We start from the raw sequence: 18,816 nt of genomic DNA, 5'->3' as shown, positions 1-18,816 counted from the left end.
GGCAGTCAGGACGTGGCGGTGAAGGACATCTTTGTCCCTAAGCATCGCGTGCATCACGCAATGGATGGCTTTCGCTGCGATAGCCCTGGCAACGCGGTCAACACGGCGGCGCTGTATCGCATTCCCTTCCAGCAGATCTTCATTCGCGCCATTACCACCAGTGCGCTGGGTGCCCTGCGCGGCATGCTGCAGGCCTTTGAGCACTACGCAGAAAACCGCGTCAGTTCACTGGGCAATGCCACCCGGGAGGACCCCGATGCACAGGCCATCTGTGCCGAGATCCTTGCCGAGTTGGACGAGATGGAACTGGTTTTAATACGCAATTACAACGAGCTGCTGGAGCACGCACAGAGCGGTGAGCCACCGCCGATGGATCGCCGCCTGCTGTTTAAGTACCAAGCCGCTGCGGTGCCTGATCGCTGCCTGCGACTGGCTAAGCGACTCTTTCAGTGCGTCGGGGGCAGCGGCATCTTTGCCACCCAGCCTTTTGGTCGCTACTATCGAGATATCATCACCTCGCGCCAACATGCCGCGGCGCAGTCCAATGTGGTGGCCCGCAGCTGGGGTGGGATCGTACTGGGTAAAGAGAACCAGGAGTGGTATTTATAGCGCCAAGGCAATGCTTTTAGCAGCTCCTAAGGCACTCCAAATTCGCTGTCATCGCTATTGCCCCTAGAGCAATCGAATGACAGCGAGTTTGCCTCTGGTGGTGTTATTTTTATTGGCTAGGAAAGTCTGCTGCAGATAGCAGAGGTGGCGGCTGATCGTTGATGATAGAACTCAAACGCTCCTTAAGTTTTTCCTTGGTACCCTGCGGATGAGTCAGAATGTAAAAGCTGCGCTTCTCTACCGCTTCAAAGACTTGCTCGGCTACTGCTGAGGCGGCCATAGCTGTCTCTGCAAAAAACTTTTTTGCATAAGCTTTTAGCTCTGCTTCTTTCTTTAGCTCCTCATCACTGAGCTCCTCTTTAGCCACAGCATCCGGTCGGTTACGTTCCGAGCTTCCGATATTGGTATTGATATAACTGGGGCACAACACGGACACTCCAACATTAATACCTGCGCTACAAAACTCATTATAGACTGCCTCTGATATGGCCACGACGGCATGCTTGGATGCAACATAGCCGGCCATGCCTGAGGCAGCAATCAAGCCAGCTACTGACGCGGTATTTACGATATGTCCTTCATTTTGTCGCTGCATAATTCGGGAAAAAACATGCAGACCATGTATCACTCCCCATAAATTAACATTCATCACCCAGCGCCAATCACTGAGATCTGTTTCCCAGATATTACCTGCAACACCACCGACTCCGGCATTGTTAACCAGTAAATGTACGGCTGAAAACTCCTTTAAGCATCGCTCAGCTAAGCTCGCCATTTGTTTTGGGTCAGTGACATCGATTTTTAAGGCCATAATCCTGCCGCCCTTACTAATAGTCCCTAACTTTTCCTCTGCTATTCGCAAAGCACGCTCTTCGATATCTGCAATTACCACATGCATTCCGCGACCAGCCGCTTGCTCAGCTATCGCAAAACCTATACCGCTTGCAGCCCCTGTAATGACCGCTACTTTATTTTTAAATTGTTTCATTTAAGCCAGGCCCTCGAAGTTTTATAACTAAATTAGTACTCATGTTATTCTAGTGAGATTATTTGTTTTCCGGACAACTTCAGTTATGAGAGCAGAAAAATCTATGCCTCGACCATTGCGACCCGTGGTGGAAGCCCGAAGAAATCACATTATCAATGTCACGCGGGATATGATTAGTGAGGTCGGCATTGAAGGCATTACCATGCGTGAACTGGCTAAACGCTGCAATATTGCCGTAGCAACCATTTATAATAATTTCGGTAGCAGTGGCAAAGAAGCGGTTATCGCAGCTGCGCTACAGTTAGATTTTGGCGGCCGCTTTGAAGAGCTCGATGACTCACTCTCGCCTGCAGAAAAAGTCAAAGCTCGAATAAGCCAAACAGCCAACGATATAAAAGGCCCCCTGCGCGACTACACCAAAGCTGTCCAATATTTTTATTTTCACCACCAACAAGCTTCCGAAATTCGAGCGATTATTCACGACTACAGCGTCTCAGAGTTTAACCAGATCGTCCGCCAAATAGAGGCCAGGGGTCACCTTGAAACCTGGGTGGACACCAAGCCATTCGCCGATGACCTAGTCACCCAAGTTTATGCGCTCATCGTCAAATGGAGCCAAGGCTATATCGCCGATCGCAGCCTGAAGAAGCGCTTACTCCAGGCCGTATGCTTGCAGTTTATCGCCATTAGCAAGGCAAAGACGCGCAAAGAGTTCATTGATATTCTTAATAACTGATTCGCAGCGCCTATGCCGACTAAGTTAACTAGACTTAACTGTACCAGGCCCTGCTGATGCTCCACCGTCAACGGCAAACTCTGCCCCAGTACAAAACGAAGCATCTGACGACGCTACGAACAGAACTACCTTAGCAATTTCTTCCGCAGCACCCATACGTGGAATGGGGTGCCTAGCATACATCGCATTATCGCTGAGTTCTGGATAGGCACCACGCACCATCGGTGTATCAACCGGCCCCGGGTGAACAGAGTTAACCCGCACGCCATAGGGGCCAAACTCCATCGCCGCCGTTTTCGTCATACCGCGAACAGCCCATTTAGAGGCGGTATAAGCAGCGGTGTTAGCCATACCCATCATGCCCGATACCGAAGATATGTTGACGATGCTGCCACCACCACCGTCTCGCATTGCCCCGATCACGGACTTCATCCCCAAGAATGTACCGACCTGATTTATCTGAATGACTCTTAAATACTCTTCGAGACTGGTCCGCTCAATTTCTTTAATGGTAAACACGCCGGCGTTATTGACCAGGACATCTATACCGCCAAAGCGCTGGAGTGTTTGATCAACAACGCTTAACCACTGCTCCTCATTCGAGACATCCAAGTGGCAGTACATTGCCTGCTCGCCTAAATTCTCTGCCAAGGCATGGCCTTGCTCATCTAGGATGTCAGTAATAACGACATTCGCAGCTTCTTTAGCAAACAGACGTGCCGCCGCCTCACCTTGTCCCCGCGCGGCACCTGTGATCACTACTGTTTTATTTTTAAATCGATTCACGGATCACTCCAAGTATTAGTTTATGCAATGTGACGACACAGTCGACACTCTCTCAGGCAGTTACAAGATCGACTTAAGCAGCTGAAAATATTTGCTTTCTTTAGCACGAATTGTAACATGTTCTAAATTCTATGCTATGTTAGCGAAAAATCCTATACAGCCAACATGGCTTAGGCTAATTCAACAAACTTATGCATGTATAAAAGATGGCCAATGGCCTAATAAAAGCGGATTCATTTAATCAACAAATTGATAACTTGCTGGGCTAAATAAGCGCTTAAGAGCTACAGCAGCAGACTTTTAAAGGATAAGAATATGCACTTGGGATTTAGCACAATGGACACGCCAATGGACCCCCCCATTGCGGAGCTAGCACGCACCTTGGAAGAGCTCGGTTATGAGTCCCTGTGGACCGGTGAACACAGCCATATACCCATGTGCCGCACAACACCCTATATGGATGGGGCCGAGCTACCCGAGCCTTACAAACATATGCAAGACCCTTACGTGTCACTCACTGTTGCCGCCGCGGCAACCACTAAGCTAAAAATTGGCACAGGGATCGCACTACCTCTTGAGCGAGACTTATTCTCCCAAGCCAAAACCATCGCCACATTAGACCGCTTCTCTGGTGGCCGATTTATTATGGGAGTGGGCGTAGGCTGGAACGAGGAAGAGTTTACTAATGTCTCGACCCAACCTTGGAAAAAACGCTACTCGGTACTGAGAGAGGCCGTCGCTGCTTTGCGCAGCCTCTGGACAGATCCAAGCCCTGAATACCACGGACAATTTATCGATTTCGATCCCGTGTGGTGTGAGCCCAAGCCACAGCAAAAAGGGGGACCCAAAGTGTTGTTTGGCGCAGGGGCTCAGGTTGGTCTTAAGAATGCAGCGCAATGGGCGGACGGCTGGCTCCCGGTAGACGTGACCCTAGGCAACACCCTGGAAGAAATAACAGCCTCTATCAATAAATTTAGAGAGCTGCTTAAAGAGTATGACAGAGACCCCGATCAATACGACATCACACTACAAACCATGATTACGCCTGATTTAGATCGGCTGAAAGCCTATCAAGACCTTGGAATAAATCGAATCATCATTGGTGTGGATGCTGAAGGCTGGGACAAGCCAGAGCGGATAATGCCGCTCATAGAGCGTTTCGCTAAATATATTCCAGAAGTCGCCTGAGCCATTTAGCACTGAGCACTTGCCAGTGGATCCACTTTGGGAGCACGCCATGCAAACACAAGTCCAGCGCCTGCTTGATTTAGAAGCGATCAGAAATCTCGTTCATATTTACTGCCGCGCAGCCGACCGGCACGATCATAAGTTAATGCGAGAGCTCTATCACGAGGATGCGCTGGATGATCATGGCAGTTTTTTCAAAGGCCTAGCCATGGATTTCATCGACAAGTTGCCAGAGATTCAAGCGCCGATGGAAATCCTTCATCACAATACTAGCACTCATAATATTGAGCTCGATGGAGATAAGGCCGAAGGGGAAGTCTATGTCATCGCCTTCCACCGGGTGGCGCTAGAAAAGCGCAGTATCGATTTAATAGTCGGTGGCCGCTACTTAGATAAATACGAAAAGCGTGAGGGCGTCTGGAAGTTTTCACACCGAGCCGGTCTTGCCGACTGGACCCATATTCAAGATCCCTCTAGCGTCGACTTTAGTCACCCACTAGTGTCTGGAGCTCTGGTCGGCCAAGCGGGTCTAGACGACCCCTCATACAGTTTTTTTCAAGGCTTCACAGCCGGTAAACGCAGCAATGTATAAGCCATCATAAAACTGTAAATGGTCAGCGCACAGACCGCTCGCTGGTGAACACAATAACAAAATCTATTTTAAATCGGGTACAAGATGTCAACTACTAAGCATAGGGTTTCTATCGTTACAGGTGCCAGCCGAGGAGCAGGTATGGGCATCGCCATCGCTTTGGGAAGCTTTGGCGATACCGTCTATATCACTGGTCGCTCGGTGAAAGATGGCGACTCCTCATTACCGGGCACCATCTACGCCACTGCTGATGCTGTGAATGAAGCGGGCGGTAAAGCTATTCCGCTAGTTTGTGATCACGCTGATGACAAAAACGTTGAGGAAGTCTTTAAGCAAATTCAAAAAGACCATGGTCGACTGGATATTTTAGTCAACAATGCAACTCACCTTCCCGAGGGGCTTACTGAGCCAGCCCCCTTCTGGAAAAAATCACTGAATCAAGTAGACATACTGAATGTCGGCCTTAGATCGCACTATGTCTCGAGCTATTTTGCGGCACCTCTATTAATAGCTAATGGCAAGGGCCTAGTGGTAAATACCTCTTCTTACGGGGGGCGCATCTATGCTCACGGTCCAGCTTACGGCGCGGGCAAAGCGGGAGCAGACAAAATGGCCCACGACATGGCTATCGATTTCCAGCCTTTTAATGTTGCCGTTATATCCCTATGGCTTGGCCTCTTACAAACAGAGCGTACTAAGCGCGCAATGGCTGCTGATTCCGATCAATATACGGCGATGAAAGACGCTATGGAAACACCAGAATTCAGTGGCTTAGTGATCGACGCACTGTCAAAGGACCCTGAGATTATGACTAAAACGGGGCAAGTATTTTTGGGAGCGGAACTAGCCCAGTCCTATGGCATTCTAGATATCAACGGAAACGCCCCTCCGTCCCAGCGAGAACACTTTGGCGATACAACAACATTTGGAGAGGCTGTGATTTACTAAGTTTGGCACCTTGAGCTCATAGGGCTGATACAGAATAACAAAGATCACTGCGCCGAAAATAGGATCGCGAGAATGACATCAAACAATGCCAAAGAAGACATCTCAAAGCTTTTAGAGCTGTGGTATCAGCAGCGCATGGCTTTGACTGACGCTAAAATTTCTCAGTTCAGCACTCCCATCAGTGGCGTAGTCAATGAAACCTATGTTCACTCTGTCAATTTTTCTAAAAATAATAGCACCATCACCCAAGATGCCGTTCTGCGAATGCAGCCCGCCACAAGTGAAACACCGATTCCTAATGTTGATGTGTTAGAGCAGGCCTTTGTCTTGCGGCAGCTAGAGCAATTTGAAGAACTATTGACGCCAAAAGTACTTGCTGTTGAATCTGACCCTAGTTTTTTAGGCCGACCTTTTTACCTTATGGAAAAAATGGCCGGCGAAGCTATCTTTGATGAAGAAACAGTTACCAGTGACCCGAAACGCCTTCGATACTTGTATGAACAAGCCATCGCTATGCTGGCTCGTATTCACGCTATCGACTGGCAAAACACAGAACTTAAATCGCTGTATTTTGCCACCCAGACTAAGTCCTCACTGCAGGTTCAACTCGAGCAATATCGCGCCCACTTGGATGAGGCATCTACTGAAAAGTCCTATCCAATGTTTGAGCAAGCCTACGACTATCTTATTAATAATATTCCTGAACAATCTGAGGCAGTCCTTAACTGGGGTGATGCTAGGGTAGGCAACTTACTCTATGACGGAGACCAGCTAAGCGCTGTACTGGATTGGGAAATTGCTGCAATAGCAGCCCGCGAAGTTGATGTCGGCTGGTTTATATATTTTGAACGCTTTTTAAGAAACAACGCTGCTAAAGAGCGGCTAGGGGCACCGAGTGACGATGAGATTGTTGCCCTTTACCAGCAATACTCTGGGGTAAAACTTAGCAACCTTGATTACTACCAACGCTGGGCTGCTTTTAGACTCTCTGTCATGCGCTTACGTGCTGGCTTATTTGATATTAAAAATGGCATCGAAGAGCCCGACTCGAAAGTGGAGGAAGTTAATTTTGCCACTATCGAAATGGCCCGTCTCTTTGGCTACCCAGAACCCAACTAAACACCCCATCATCCATAATATTTTTAAAGGTTTGAGCTGCTATGTTGAGCATTTTAGACGATTACTGTATCCACCAAACTGCAAAACCTGTACGTCAGCCCGCGACCAAAGATGACAATGCCTACGATCGTTATTTCGCCAACGGCTTTCACAAACAAGGCAATTTTTACTTTGCTATTGCCTTAGGGCGCTATCCAAACCGGCAGATTATGGATGGTGCAATTACCTTCTTAATTGATGGTGTCCATCATTCTTTTTTTGCATCTCGCTTAGACCCCGCAGAACCGACTGAGATGAAACTCGCGGAGTTTGAGCTCAAGATCGACAAGCCTATGCGCGCCATGACGGTCACTCTGGCAGCTAACGACAGTGGCCTGTCTTGCGATTTGCGCTGGAGTGCACGCTCTGCCCCCATCCAAGAAGAGCGGCAATCCATCCCTAATGATGATGACTCGACCAATGATTCAATGCGCCTCACCCAGTTTGGTTGTTGGGAGGGCTGGTTCGAAATCGACGGGGTTCGCACTGCAGTGGAGCCCGATGTCTGTCTGGGCATAAAAGACCGCTCATGGGGCGTTAGGAAGCTTGGCGATGACTCCGGAGACGACTTTAAAGCTACCGAACAGCTTTTTTGGAATTGGCTTCCCCTAAACTTCGAAACCTTTTGCGTTCACTCACTCAGACTTGAAGATACCTTTAGCGATATAACGCTGAATGAAGAAAGTATTATTGCTCCCTTATATAAAGATGAAGATTCATTGCCAATTGTTGAGCCTGAGATTGAGCACATCAAAAACTGGTCACATGAATATAAAGTCGATAGCGATACAAAAAGAATCATCGGCGGAGCGATTTATCTTGGCAGTGATAGTGCTTCAGGCAACAGAAGAAAGATAGAAATTGGCCCACCCTTACTCACCGCCTGGACTTACTCCATTGGCTACGGCCACGCCAAATGGAACCACGGCAGCTGGCATGGTGAGTTAGCAACAGGACATGAGCGCTGGAGTGTCGATGAAGCAGACCCATCGAGTGAAAAGCACTCTGTCATGCATCAGATTGTAGAGGTCACACTCGATGGTAAAAAGGGTTTCGGTTTTGTTGAGCAGTGCATTATAGGCCCCTATCCAAAATATAATATTGGCCCCTAAAGTTTTGTGATGCCTAATTAAGCTGAGCCTGGAACAAGCTGTGTAAACTAATAATTGACTGCGGCTTTAATCTAGCCCAAAAACAGTAGTATTAGATCTGAGGATTGAAACATGACGGACAATAAGTCGCTACTCGTTGTTCAGACAAACGCGCTGGCGGGTCGAGATGAAGAGTTCAACCGCTGGTACAACGAGGTGCATATTCCTGAAGTACTTGCTCTTCACGGCTTTACTGCCTGCCGTCGCTATACTTTATCTCAAGCCCAGCTGAGCGAAGATTTACCACAAAAATATTTAGCACTTTACGAAATCACTGGTGACCCCCAAAAGGCTGTTGATGACTTAAATGCTGCCTTTGATGCTATGACTATTAGCGAGGCCTTTGATCAATCAAGCGCTAGTTATTTTTTAGTAGATCCCATAGCCTCTTTTAAGTAAGGACAAAGCTTCAGAGGATCCTGAATGCTTTGTCAGCGCCTACTTAATAGCGTCTTTTATCAAGGCTTCTCGACGGCGGAAGGCAAGAATATGTAGCAAGTAAATTGTTGCGGAGAGCTCTTATACGAGACTGCCAGAGCGCCAACCCAAGGGGTGATAGTCTCCCAGTAAGAGTTGCTCGGTATGACCGTAACCCACCACTTTACCCTTGTGACTAAACTCCATAAATGATGCAAGAAATTGCCTATCCGAAGCTAAGGGATCAGCTGCGACTGTAGGCCAGTCTTCTCTTTCAACCACCAACACCTCACCATGGTCTAGGCCATGATGCCAGCGGTCGTGGTTGTAGCCCATTCCGGCGTAATAAAGGGTATTGATGCAGCGGCCCTGCAATTCATAGACCGGCTGTTCCGGCCAGTATATTTTGTAGTCTCCAGCGACAATGCGTCGGCAATCATCTGCAAAATGAAGATCAAATTCCCAGTGCTTTACTGGGGATAAACCAGACTCACCGATCGGTACTTGTTCGCTATCGCTGTATATAGGTGCCGCGTAACCTTCACGCTCGTGAGAACTACCATCAACATTATCTAGGGTGCGAAACACACAGAAGCGATCATTGTTTAAGTGAGCCACCACATTCATCCAAAAGATGCGCTCACCCGGCTTTGCAGTGACCTGCTGCTCTCCTATTGCTCGCACACCCCAAGACTTATCACGCAAGCCACAGGCCTGATCGGGCTCTAATACATGCCTCACACCATCGACTTCAATCCAACCACTCCAGCGTCCATACTGCATAAAGCGTGTCTGATCGATATAGGTCATCCCTTTGCGTGCCACTTGCAAACGGCCTTCGTCAATTGCTCCGGTTTCCGCGCTAAAGACTAAATCACAAGAAATACCCTGCTCCTGCCCATCAACTCGGCAGCGCAACCTGCGCATAGGTGACTCAACCGTGATGCTGATGGGCCCTACCCGCGAATCAGCGGGATCTGCTGCCAGCTCGTCACTGGCATGAAGACTATACTGTTGTCCGCCAAAGGTGACAGTGAAGTGCGCATCCTGCACAAAACGATTCGGGTATCGACCAAAGGCAATACCAAACATCAAACTCCCATCAGTGCGATAACCGGAGAAAAAATAGCGATCATAAAAATTACGATCTGTGCTCCCTGGTACCCGCAAGTAATCAGGTGTTTGGTGAAAACAATAATCGTCAAACTGGCTAATCATAGTCTCAGGCCACCGCCGCTGCTGTTATTGAAGAGCTGTTATCGATACGTATATCAGATCCATTCATAAACTTAGATTCGTCAGAGGCCAAATAAACTATTGCCCAGCCAATATCTTCGTGCTCGCCCATGCGCATTTGCGGGCCATCTGCCGACACCGGGCTTTGTGGCGGCACCTTCATAGAAGCTAAACGTTGTGCAAACTGTTCCGCTAAATCTTCGTTAATTTTTGTATCGATACCACCCGGGCTTATAGAGTTACACCTTATTCCCAGCTGATTTTGCGCACAGTACACAGCAACAGCCCGAGTATAGGCAGCCACGGCACCTTTCGATGCGCAGTATCCAGAATAAAAATACAGTCCGGTGTGAGCAGATATAGAAGCGATATTAACAATCGAACCCGCGCCCTGTTCGCTCATCACTGGTAGCGCATATTTGCAGCCCAGCATGGTGCCCTCAACATTGACAGCACACATCTGGCGCCACTCATTAAGATCGAAAGTCACTGGGTCTGCCACGTGCACGATGCCTGCATTATTGACTAAGACATCTAAGCGGCCATATTTTTTTACTATTGCCTCAACAGTATCCCGCCAAGCATCTTCACTAGTGACATCGAGTATACGACTGTCGATACCCATCCCCGATAACTCTTCTAAACCGGAGTCGTTAATGTCTGTGGCAATGACTAGCGCACCTTCTTGTGCAAGTAGTTTTGCCGCAGTATGACCCATACCTCGATTAGCCCCAGTGATCAAAACAACTTTTTCATGCAGGCGATTCATTATTATTTCTCCTGTGCTGAATAATGCTATGCACATAAAGTTTTTTTAGTAATGGCTTTTCTAGTTAGCTAGCTGTAGGTATTCAGCCGGTTTTTACTAAACAGCTAGGGCAGAACTTAGCAGCTCAGCCAACTTTCACGCGAGCCCACTTTATTTAGGAAAAGCACATCTCGTGACACCCTGGGCACTGTGGGTTGCCTACTCTTGCCAGAGCTTCAACTGCCCAAGCCTGGCAAAAGAGTAGAGGTTTTACAGCGCAGCGTTTTTATTGCTGCCTTTAAAAGCGATAGCTTAACTCGACACCCCAACGCATCAGCGGCTGCAGTGTCGCTAAGTTATCGTTAGTAAAGCCCCGTGTAGCGCCGAAGGTCGTGATCACCTCATCGGTAATGTTGCGGCCAATCACTGCAGCGCGCCACTTACGGTCCATCGATTCTAAAGCTAGCGTCATATCAACTCGGACATAGCTATCCTGACTTAGGAAAGGGCTTGCTGAGTTATCCAAATAAAAGTCATCGGACCAGTTCAGGTCAGTGGCAAAGCTGGCCTCCCATTCCCCTAAGGGGTAGGTGAATAAAGCACCAGCACCCACGGTATATTCAGGTGCGCGCGGTAGTGACTTACCGCTCATATCCTGAATATTGGTACTTGTATTACAACCTTGCGCAGCGCTTTGTAGGGTATAGCACTGGGTTTTGTAGTTGTCGTACTCGCCCTTGTTGTAAGTAGCCGAGGCATGTAGCTGTAAGTACTCCGATGCCTGCCATCTAAGCGATGCTTCCAGCCCTTCAGTTAAGGCCTTGCCCGCGTTGCCAACCACGAAGGAAGCTGTTTCTGGTACATAGACGTTGACCTGTAAGTTGGTAAATTCATAATCATAGGCAATCACGTCCAGGCTTAGAGAGTCACCAAGAAACAGACCCTTGAAGCCAAGCTCATAACCTTTGACCTCTTCGCTATCAAACTGAAAGTCTTCTAGCTGTAGCCCAGCTTGAGGTGTAGCACCGAGGGAAAAACCACCGGGTAAAAAGCCTTCTCGATATGAAGCAAAGACGTTCCAATTATCTTTTGGTGCCCACTGCAAAGTGACCTGAGGCGAAACATTACTGTCCTTAAAGCGATCTTTGATATGCGTGCCTTCCGGCAACCAAAAAGGGAAACCAAATATCGTCTCAAACCACTGATTCACAAAGGGCAATTTGTATTCGGCATCCTTCTCCTCGCGGGAATAGCGTGCACCGGCACTCAGGGTCCACTCTGGATTAATGGCCCAAGTTACCTCACCAAATACCGACTTATAATCACTATCTTGTGTAGCTGTATGGTCTTGTGAATCTACTCGGCCGTTCCGTGGATCCGGTATAGCCAGAATGATCTGCGAAGCATTGCGGAACAAAAACTCTGACTTCTGGTAGTTAATGCCCGCCAGGACATTCAACGGCCCATCAAAGTCACTCATGATGCGAAACTCTTGACTGAATGCCTTGTTTGACTCTTTTTGTTTCGCTGCAATATTGCCCTGAGATGCGACGTAACCCGTTTGGTCATCTAAGGTGTAATCGTTCCAGCCCGTCACAGAAGTGAGGGTCCAATCACCCAAGTCCCAGTTGACGTTTAAGCTGGTTAACACAGACTCAAACTCACCTTTGGGTGGACTGGCAAAACCTGCAGCACCGGGGTAAACCGATACTTTATCGTTTAACTTACAGTCATCAGCAATGGGGAAGGGCGCGCCACCTGGACCCAAGTCTGCAGGGATACCTGTGATTGTTGTGCCTGTGGGCGATGGCCCCCGGCAATTATAAAGTTGAGCGCGATAGCCGGCACCGTCTGTGTTATTGGTGACACCTTGAATCTTGAAGTTAGCGCTCAGATCATCACTTGGCTGCCAAAGTAGGGTAAGTCGACCCATAAACTCTTCTTCGCCACCAATATCACGCTTAAAGCCATTCGGTGTCTGATTTTTCAGCCAGCCATCTGAATCTAAATAACTAAAGGCTAGGCGGGCACCTAATGTATCGCTAAGGGCGCCACTCACATAAGCTTTGGTGTACCACTCATTGGCCTCAAATTCATGGCCGACAGTGACTTCGCCTTCAAATTCTTCAGTGGGATCAGCCGTGGTAAGTACCACCGCACCGGCGACCGTGCTCTTGCCGAAGAACAGAGCCTGCGGGCCCTTTAGGATTTCCACCTGAGCAGCGTCAAAGAAGCCCTGCTGAGTCCAGCGACTCCGATCGTAAAACACCCCATCAATAATCAAACCTACTGACTGATCGAAACCGGCGTTAGTAGAATCTGAGCTGACCCCGCGAATGGATACCGTTGGCGTCACCCCGCTATCAGCAATAATCACACTTCCCCCAGCTAAGGAGGCCATATCTTCAATACGGGTGATGTTGTATTGCTCTAGTGAACGGCGGCCCAAAGCAGCGATTGCTACCGGGGCATCGGCCATAGTTTCCGCTCGCTTCCTAGCGGTAACCACGACTTCCTCTAGCATTAGGCTAGTCGTCGTGTTTTGTGCCTGAGCGGATGGCACTGAAGATAGCAGGGCACAGCCTGCTATGGCAGCTACCAAGGGTTTGATAGTAAAGCGTGTCTGTTGATCAAATTTCATGATAACCACCCTAGTTTATCGTTATATTCAAGAATCAAAGTCTTGAGCGGGACGTTGACACTTGTTCCAAGTTATGTGATGCACTTTAGCAGCGCAAGTTATTTTTTATGCCGGTAGAGCACGCTTTCCCGACATAATGTCTTCTAATAATTGTAGTGGCGGATTGTCATAAACGGCCTGTGACGAAATGCTGCCATTGATCGCCAGGCGTTGATAAACCCGCGTTGTACTGAGTGCCATATAGCTTAGGGCCATACGTAAGAAATATTCTCGATGGACCATCTTTCGGCCACTCAAAGCTTCGTAGTAATCCATAGTGTCAGATAAGCCCGCGAAGCCACTGAGCCGTTCAGCTCCCCCGGCAAAGCCATCTGCCATCACAAAGTCCATCAGTGGGTAGAAGGCGACATCCAGCTCCCATAGCCCAAGGTGGGCGAACTCGAAATCGAGTAGAGCGCTTGGCGCAAGCCCCTCAAACATCATATTGCGCAGACTTGCGTCGCCCCAGACTAAGCGGGGTTCACTGTCATAATTTGGTTGATTGTCATGCAACCAAGATACTGCGGCGCGCAGAACGGGGTAGTCACCATTGCTTTCCACATGTCGTAAAAATAGCGACCAATAATTCAACATGCGCTGCAGTGCAGTTTCACCAGCAAGGGGTAAAGAGAGCTCTTTTGATTCCTCAGCAGAAAGGTGGCTGTTGTGTACTGCAAGCATTGCAGCAACCCCAGCATGCCATAACTGTTCGCGCTCTCGCTTATCCAAGTCGTAGAGCCAGCCTTCTAATACATAGGCCGGCTGGTCGGGTGCCAAGCGCCCCTCAAGGTAAGACATGGCTAAAAATGGTCGGTCTATACCGGCTAAGATGCGAGTCTCAACTGCCTCGACTTTTGCTACCTTTAAGCTGCTCGGCAAAGCCCTCCCAAGGATTTCCAGGCAGCGCCCTTGATGATGCAAATCCTGTATCGGATAAACCGGCCAGCGCGAATTGAGCCGCAGCACCAAGGTTTCAAGGCCCTGCCCTTCACCTTTATCGATATCCAAAAAAATCAGTTCGCTGGAAGCGCCACTGCCAGATTTGCTGCGCACTCCATTGAGTACCGCTCGCGGCCAAGTTTCTTTGCACCAATGAAATAGCGCGCCTTCTAGTGCACTCGTATCACTAGAAGACAATGTGGCAATGGCGGCATCAATTGTTTTGGAGCGCAAAGCTCGCAGCCTCCTGACCCGCTACACGACCAAATGTCAGTGCAGAGTTAATCGCGTAACCACTTCCTACATAGTAGCGCCCATAGACATTACCCGTCGTTTCTCCCGCTGCGTATAAGCCCGGTACAATGCCACCACTGTCACTGAGTACCCGAGCGGAGCCATCGATCGCAGGTCCAGCGCCAGTGACGATAGCCAGTGCTGGCCTCACTTCTACGGCATAAAAAGGTGGCTCTAGGATAGCTTGCATTGCAGCGCTGTCCTTGCCAAAGTCGACGTCATTGCCCTCTTTAGCTAAGCGGTTATAGCGCTCTGTCGCCGCTTCCAGCTTTGCTGGATCCAATCCAGCCTGGCGACCGAGTTCTGCCAATGTATCAGCCTTCAATACACGACCTGCGCCCTGCTGCGCGGTCAATACCTCTGGAGTCCAATTGAGGGTTATCGTGCCATCTGCGATGGCTTGTAAGACCCGTGGATCAGGTTCAGCAGCGAGCATTTGTTCATGTGAGAACACTGCAAAGGCACGACCATCAGGCTGTGCCTCAAGTGCTTCAGACACCGCCCAGTAAGCACCATCTTCACGCATAATACGTTCGCCTCGGCTGTTAACCATCATCACCCAGGCGGGCCCAATGACCTCCAGATCGCGGTGGAAATTTGGCGTCATCAAAAAGAGCCCACTGTCTTTACCGCTCACTTTTCCGCCCACTGCTTGAGTTAAGCGCAAGCCATCACCGCGGTTCGTTTGACAGCCGACGTACCAGCGCCAGTCACCGTTGCGCTTAGTTTTAGGGCAGTGTTCATCGAGCAGGGCTGGGTCTCCACCTATTCCACCGCAAGCGATAATGACCGCCCCTGCACTGATATCGCCATCAGGCAAGCGCACTCCAGTCACCGCACCTGTATCATCTTTTAGTAGTTCTTGTACCCGTGTGTTTAAAGCTAAATCAATGCCACAGCGATTGACCTCAAGATCCAGTTTTTCTGTGATTGAAAGACCATTGCCTTCAGGGGCATGTGCTCTTGCCGGCATAATTCCGTCGGGAGAAACACAGTACTCCGTTGGAAACTTCACCCCGAGAGACTCCACCCAAGCGACTGTGTCAGCGCTCTCCTTAATAAAGCGACGCAATACGGGTTCTGGGATGGAGTCGCCATTTAAAGCGCGAATGTCTTCGTACATGCGCTCTGGACTATCATCTACGGCCTGCGCTTTTTGCTGTTTAGTCCCCGTGGCGTACAAGTAACCGCCTGACAGGGCGGTGGATCCACCGACGCGATCCCAGGCTTCCAAAAGTGCCACGCGCGCGCCATTTTTTGCCGCCGTAATGGCCGCCGTCATGCCAGCCCCACCAGCACCAATAACTATGACATCGTAATCTGTGCTTGCTGAGTTCATGAAGCTTCTCCTTGTAGGCGCTTACCGGCATGACGAGCCGCGACAACGCCAAAGATCATCGCCGGCCCAATGGTTCCGCCCGGTCCAAAATAGGACGGGCCACTAAAGGCTGCAGTACTGTTGCCAGCGGCATATAAGCCAGGCATAGCCTTACCCTCACTATCGAGTACTCGAGCGTGCTCGTCAGTCACTGGCCCACCACAGGTGCCTATTGTTGAGGGGAACATGGGGACTGCATAGAAAGGCCCTTTATTCACACAACCTAAGTTGGGCGCAGGCTGGTTGTCTGGGTCTCCCCAGAACAGTCCATAAGAACTGGTGCCGCGATGAAACTCACTGTCTTTACCGCGCTCAGCCACATCTTGGTTAAAGCGCTCAATAGTGCTGACTAAGCTTGCAGCATCGATACCGGCTTTAGCTGCAAGCTCTTCTAATGACTCAGCTTGCAGCATCCAATCCGGCGTTGGCATACCCGGCGCGATAGGGCCAAAAGAGTATTTGTCGCGGAATTGCTGGTCGAAGACATGAAAGGCCGGCAGGTTGGGGCAGCTATAGCCATCACTATCTAGCTCTACCATGGCTTTAAGTATGGCGTGATAGGGCAGGCTTTCATCGACAAAACGCCGACCTTTCGCGTTTATCAATACCATATGGGGCAGAGCGCGCTCTACGAGTCCTGAACGTATCAGGTCGTTGCCATCAGCTAACGTCTCTCCAGGAATCTTGTAAGCGGGCCAGCCCCAGCAGGTACTCTCGTTACCTATTTGTGCTCCAAGCTGCTCTGCCAACTTCCAGGCGGTGCCCAAGTTATCCGGCACGGTGGCGGGCTGCACATTGGCCCTTGGGAAATTTTTCTCCATCAGCTCTGAGTCCCACTCATAGCCACCGCAACACAAAATCAAGTTGCGCACCGCTAACTCCGACTGGCCCCTTGCCTGACTATCCAGAGTCACGTCATAACCTGTATCACTTGGCCTTGCTTCACTGAGACGCGTTTCAGTACTGATTTGGATGTCCCGCTCCAATACACCCAACAAAAGTGCTGCACACAGTGCTTCACCCCAGCCTAGATCACCCGCCTCTAATCTGCGCTGGTATTCCACTGGGTCAATGCGTTCTGGGTGTATGGTGGCGTTCATTTGAGCATATTCTTGGTAGCCAAAAGGCACCGTGCCATGAGGAGATCGACGCAACAGCTTTTGCTGATCCCCGAGACGATTAATATTGAATACATGGGGTGCTAGTGAACGGCTGAGGCCAGGGGTATAAAAGCCACCTTCTATACCGCCTTCATAGTCAGGCATAATGCCTACTTCAAAGCGCAGTGGCGTGTTGTCCTCAAGATAGCGCACTACCTCAGGGGCTGCATCGAGATAGGCAGCGAGTAAACTATCTTTACTGCGGCCTTGGGAGCAGTGGCGCATATAAGCCAGCGCCGCGTCACGACTGTCCTCTCCACCCGCTGCAGCGAGGTGGTGATTAGCCGGCACCCAAAGGGCACCGCCAGACCAACTCGCTGTTCCACCTAACTGATCAGCGGCTTCTACCAGCATGACTTTGGCACCCTGATCGTGAGCAGCGATAGCTGCGCACAAACCGGCGACACCTCCGCCAACAACCATTACATCAATCGAGTTTTCACTTCCGGTCATGGTTTTGCACCCTATTTTATTATTTAGAACATGTTCTACCTTATAGCTGATGCAAGGACTTAACAATCGTCTGTTTGGACTAGAGTACTCGTTTCAATATCACCTTCCTCAGGCTTCCTCTTCAATCATCCGCGCCAGAATGCGCCGCGCCCGCATCGCCGCTTCGTCAGACTTGACGCTAAACTCCGGACGCAAGTCCGGGGCCAAGCGCTCATGCAACCGCTGTATGCTCTCCATCGCCGCCACATCCTCCATCAGTAAGTTGCGCAAATCCTCGTTGCGCTGCTCGTTGATAAAGGGGAAGGTCTGCGCCACGGCCGTGAACTGATAGCAGCTCTTGCGGTTGCGCGGTGTGATGCCCACCGCCAGTTGGTTGACCTGCGGCGCCTGGTCGGGGTCGCTGTCAGGGCGTATTTCCACCCGTATGCCGCACAAGGCCGGTAAAAAGGCCTCGGCAATGATCGAGCGGGTCGCAGTGTCGCCACTAAAGCCGAAGGTCTTCATGGTCAGCGGGCTTTGCTTTTCTTTCTCTAGCACCCGGTCTACGCGCAGCTCAGTGCCGTTCACTGTCACCTCAAAGGGGTGTGAGGCCACCAAGCCTTGGTCGATCTGCCCTTTGTGTAGGAAGGTGATATGGCTGGCATCAAGCAGGTTCTCTAAGGGCAGCAAGTAGTTGGCCGCCACTTCCAAGCACACCGCCGGTTCCCAGTGCCAATCGGCTCGGCCAAAGCCCCAGCGCGCTAAGTCGGGCAGGGGGCCAAGCTGATCCGGGTCACCCATCCAGATCCATACCAAGCCATATTGCTCCTGCACCGGGTAAGCCGAGACACACATCCTTTTGGGAATCATCTGGCTGGAGGGGATATGGGTGCACTGACCCGAGGTATCAAACTCCATGCCGTGATAAGGACACTGCAGGGCGTCGCCCACCACTTCCCCTTCAGAGAAGGGCATCCCCCGGTGGGGACAGCGATCAAACAGGGCACCGAGCTGGCCGCGGCTGTCCCGAAACAGCACCACCGGCGTGTCCAATAACTCACGCGCCAAGGGCTTATCGCTAATTTCATGGCTATAGGCCGCCACATACCAGTGATTCTTAGGCCAAGGGGCGTCGCCAACAACTAACTGACTGGATGCTTCTACTGCACTCATGGGAACTCCTCGGATCATAGGGAATGAGCTCATCATAGTCCCTCCTTCAGCGCCACATCATCGTCCAAGCGGACTAGCCCTCGGGCTGCCACGGTGTTTGCGCCCGGCTTCCTGACCTAGTCCGTCGAGACGATGACGCAGCGCCCGACAAGGGTGATGATTGAGTCATCTGTCCCGTATCAGGAGTATGCCCATGCCAATGC

Annotated in this window: 17 protein-coding genes; 8 read left to right on the top strand and 9 right to left on the bottom strand. The window is 50.2% G+C overall.

Annotation, left to right across the window (positions count from 1 at the left end; all coding sequences use genetic code 11):
* On the top strand, positions 1-609 hold a 609-nt coding region (locus tag H2508_RS11750; protein ID WP_268920732.1), incomplete at its 5' end, for an acyl-CoA dehydrogenase family protein.
* Between the two features lie 109 nt (positions 610-718).
* Here H2508_RS11750 and H2508_RS11745 read toward each other — a convergent pair.
* On the bottom strand, positions 719-1,597 hold the full coding sequence (locus H2508_RS11745) for an SDR family NAD(P)-dependent oxidoreductase (protein ID WP_182173820.1): 879 nt from the start codon (positions 1,595-1,597) through the stop codon (positions 719-721).
* A 103-nt stretch (positions 1,598-1,700) separates the two neighbouring features.
* On the opposite strand from H2508_RS11745, the gene H2508_RS11740 reads away from it, so the two are divergent.
* The gene (locus tag H2508_RS11740; protein ID WP_182173817.1) at positions 1,701-2,333 is read left to right on the top strand and encodes a TetR/AcrR family transcriptional regulator; all 633 of its coding nucleotides are present in this window, start codon (positions 1,701-1,703) and stop codon (positions 2,331-2,333) included.
* Between the two features lie 24 nt (positions 2,334-2,357).
* Here H2508_RS11740 and H2508_RS11735 read toward each other — a convergent pair whose 3' ends face one another.
* Complete coding sequence (locus H2508_RS11735; protein ID WP_182173814.1) at positions 2,358-3,119, bottom strand: glucose 1-dehydrogenase; 762 nt, start codon at positions 3,117-3,119, stop codon at positions 2,358-2,360.
* Between the two features lie 315 nt (positions 3,120-3,434).
* Between H2508_RS11735 and H2508_RS11730 the strand changes: the two genes are divergently transcribed.
* From H2508_RS11730 to H2508_RS11705, 6 genes are all read left to right on the top strand, one after another.
* Entirely contained in the window at positions 3,435-4,307 is an 873-nt protein-coding gene (locus tag H2508_RS11730; protein ID WP_182173811.1) for an LLM class F420-dependent oxidoreductase, read from the top strand.
* A 49-nt stretch (positions 4,308-4,356) separates the two neighbouring features.
* The gene (locus H2508_RS11725; RefSeq protein ID WP_182173808.1) at positions 4,357-4,899 is read left to right on the top strand and encodes a nuclear transport factor 2 family protein; all 543 of its coding nucleotides are present in this window, start codon (positions 4,357-4,359) and stop codon (positions 4,897-4,899) included.
* Positions 4,900-4,983: 84 nt separating this feature from the next.
* A complete protein-coding gene (locus H2508_RS11720; RefSeq protein ID WP_182173805.1) occupies positions 4,984-5,847 on the top strand; it encodes an SDR family NAD(P)-dependent oxidoreductase in 864 nt (287 codons plus the stop codon).
* A 72-nt stretch (positions 5,848-5,919) separates the two neighbouring features.
* Positions 5,920-6,966, top strand: a complete 1,047-nt coding sequence (locus H2508_RS11715; protein WP_182173802.1) for a phosphotransferase family protein — start codon at positions 5,920-5,922, stop codon at positions 6,964-6,966.
* A 41-nt stretch (positions 6,967-7,007) separates the two neighbouring features.
* Positions 7,008-8,117: a hypothetical protein gene (locus H2508_RS11710; RefSeq protein WP_182173799.1), complete on the top strand. Its 1,110-nt coding sequence runs from the start codon at positions 7,008-7,010 to the stop codon at positions 8,115-8,117.
* 111 nt (positions 8,118-8,228) lie between these two features.
* Positions 8,229-8,555, top strand: coding sequence for a DUF4286 family protein (locus H2508_RS11705; RefSeq protein ID WP_182173796.1), 327 nt, complete (start codon positions 8,229-8,231; stop codon positions 8,553-8,555).
* A gap of 120 nt (positions 8,556-8,675) precedes the next feature.
* On the opposite strand, the gene H2508_RS11700 is transcribed toward H2508_RS11705, so the two are convergent.
* The 7 genes from H2508_RS11700 to H2508_RS11670 form a co-directional block, all read right to left on the bottom strand.
* Entirely contained in the window at positions 8,676-9,791 is a 1,116-nt protein-coding gene (locus H2508_RS11700; protein WP_182173793.1) for a hypothetical protein, read from the bottom strand.
* A 4-nt stretch (positions 9,792-9,795) separates the two neighbouring features.
* On the bottom strand, positions 9,796-10,578 hold the full coding sequence (locus tag H2508_RS11695; protein WP_182173790.1) for an SDR family NAD(P)-dependent oxidoreductase: 783 nt from the start codon (positions 10,576-10,578) through the stop codon (positions 9,796-9,798).
* Positions 10,579-10,855: 277 nt separating this feature from the next.
* On the bottom strand, positions 10,856-13,198 hold the full coding sequence (locus H2508_RS11690) for a TonB-dependent receptor (protein WP_182173787.1): 2,343 nt from the start codon (positions 13,196-13,198) through the stop codon (positions 10,856-10,858).
* Between the two features lie 105 nt (positions 13,199-13,303).
* Positions 13,304-14,410 (bottom strand): phosphotransferase family protein, encoded by a 1,107-nt coding sequence (locus tag H2508_RS11685; RefSeq protein WP_182173785.1) that lies wholly within the window; start codon positions 14,408-14,410, stop codon positions 13,304-13,306.
* The gene (locus H2508_RS11680) at positions 14,391-15,809 is read right to left on the bottom strand and encodes an FAD-dependent oxidoreductase (protein WP_182173782.1); all 1,419 of its coding nucleotides are present in this window, start codon (positions 15,807-15,809) and stop codon (positions 14,391-14,393) included. Before H2508_RS11680 ends, H2508_RS11685 begins: the two co-directional genes overlap by 20 nt.
* Positions 15,806-17,461 (bottom strand): FAD-dependent oxidoreductase, encoded by a 1,656-nt coding sequence (locus H2508_RS11675; RefSeq protein ID WP_182173779.1) that lies wholly within the window; start codon positions 17,459-17,461, stop codon positions 15,806-15,808. The genes H2508_RS11680 and H2508_RS11675 overlap by 4 nt, the downstream gene beginning before the upstream one ends.
* Positions 17,462-17,569: 108 nt before the next feature.
* Entirely contained in the window at positions 17,570-18,613 is a 1,044-nt protein-coding gene (locus tag H2508_RS11670; RefSeq protein ID WP_182173776.1) for an aromatic ring-hydroxylating dioxygenase subunit alpha, read from the bottom strand.
* Between the last annotated feature and the right edge of the window lie 203 nt (positions 18,614-18,816).

Origin of the sequence: Sediminihaliea albiluteola (genome assembly GCF_014077625.1) — a bacterium.
Classification (GTDB): Bacteria; Pseudomonadota; Gammaproteobacteria; order Pseudomonadales; family Halieaceae; genus Sediminihaliea; species Sediminihaliea albiluteola.
Note: the sequence above shows the minus strand (reverse complement) of the source record. Positions and strands in the feature narration are given on the sequence as shown.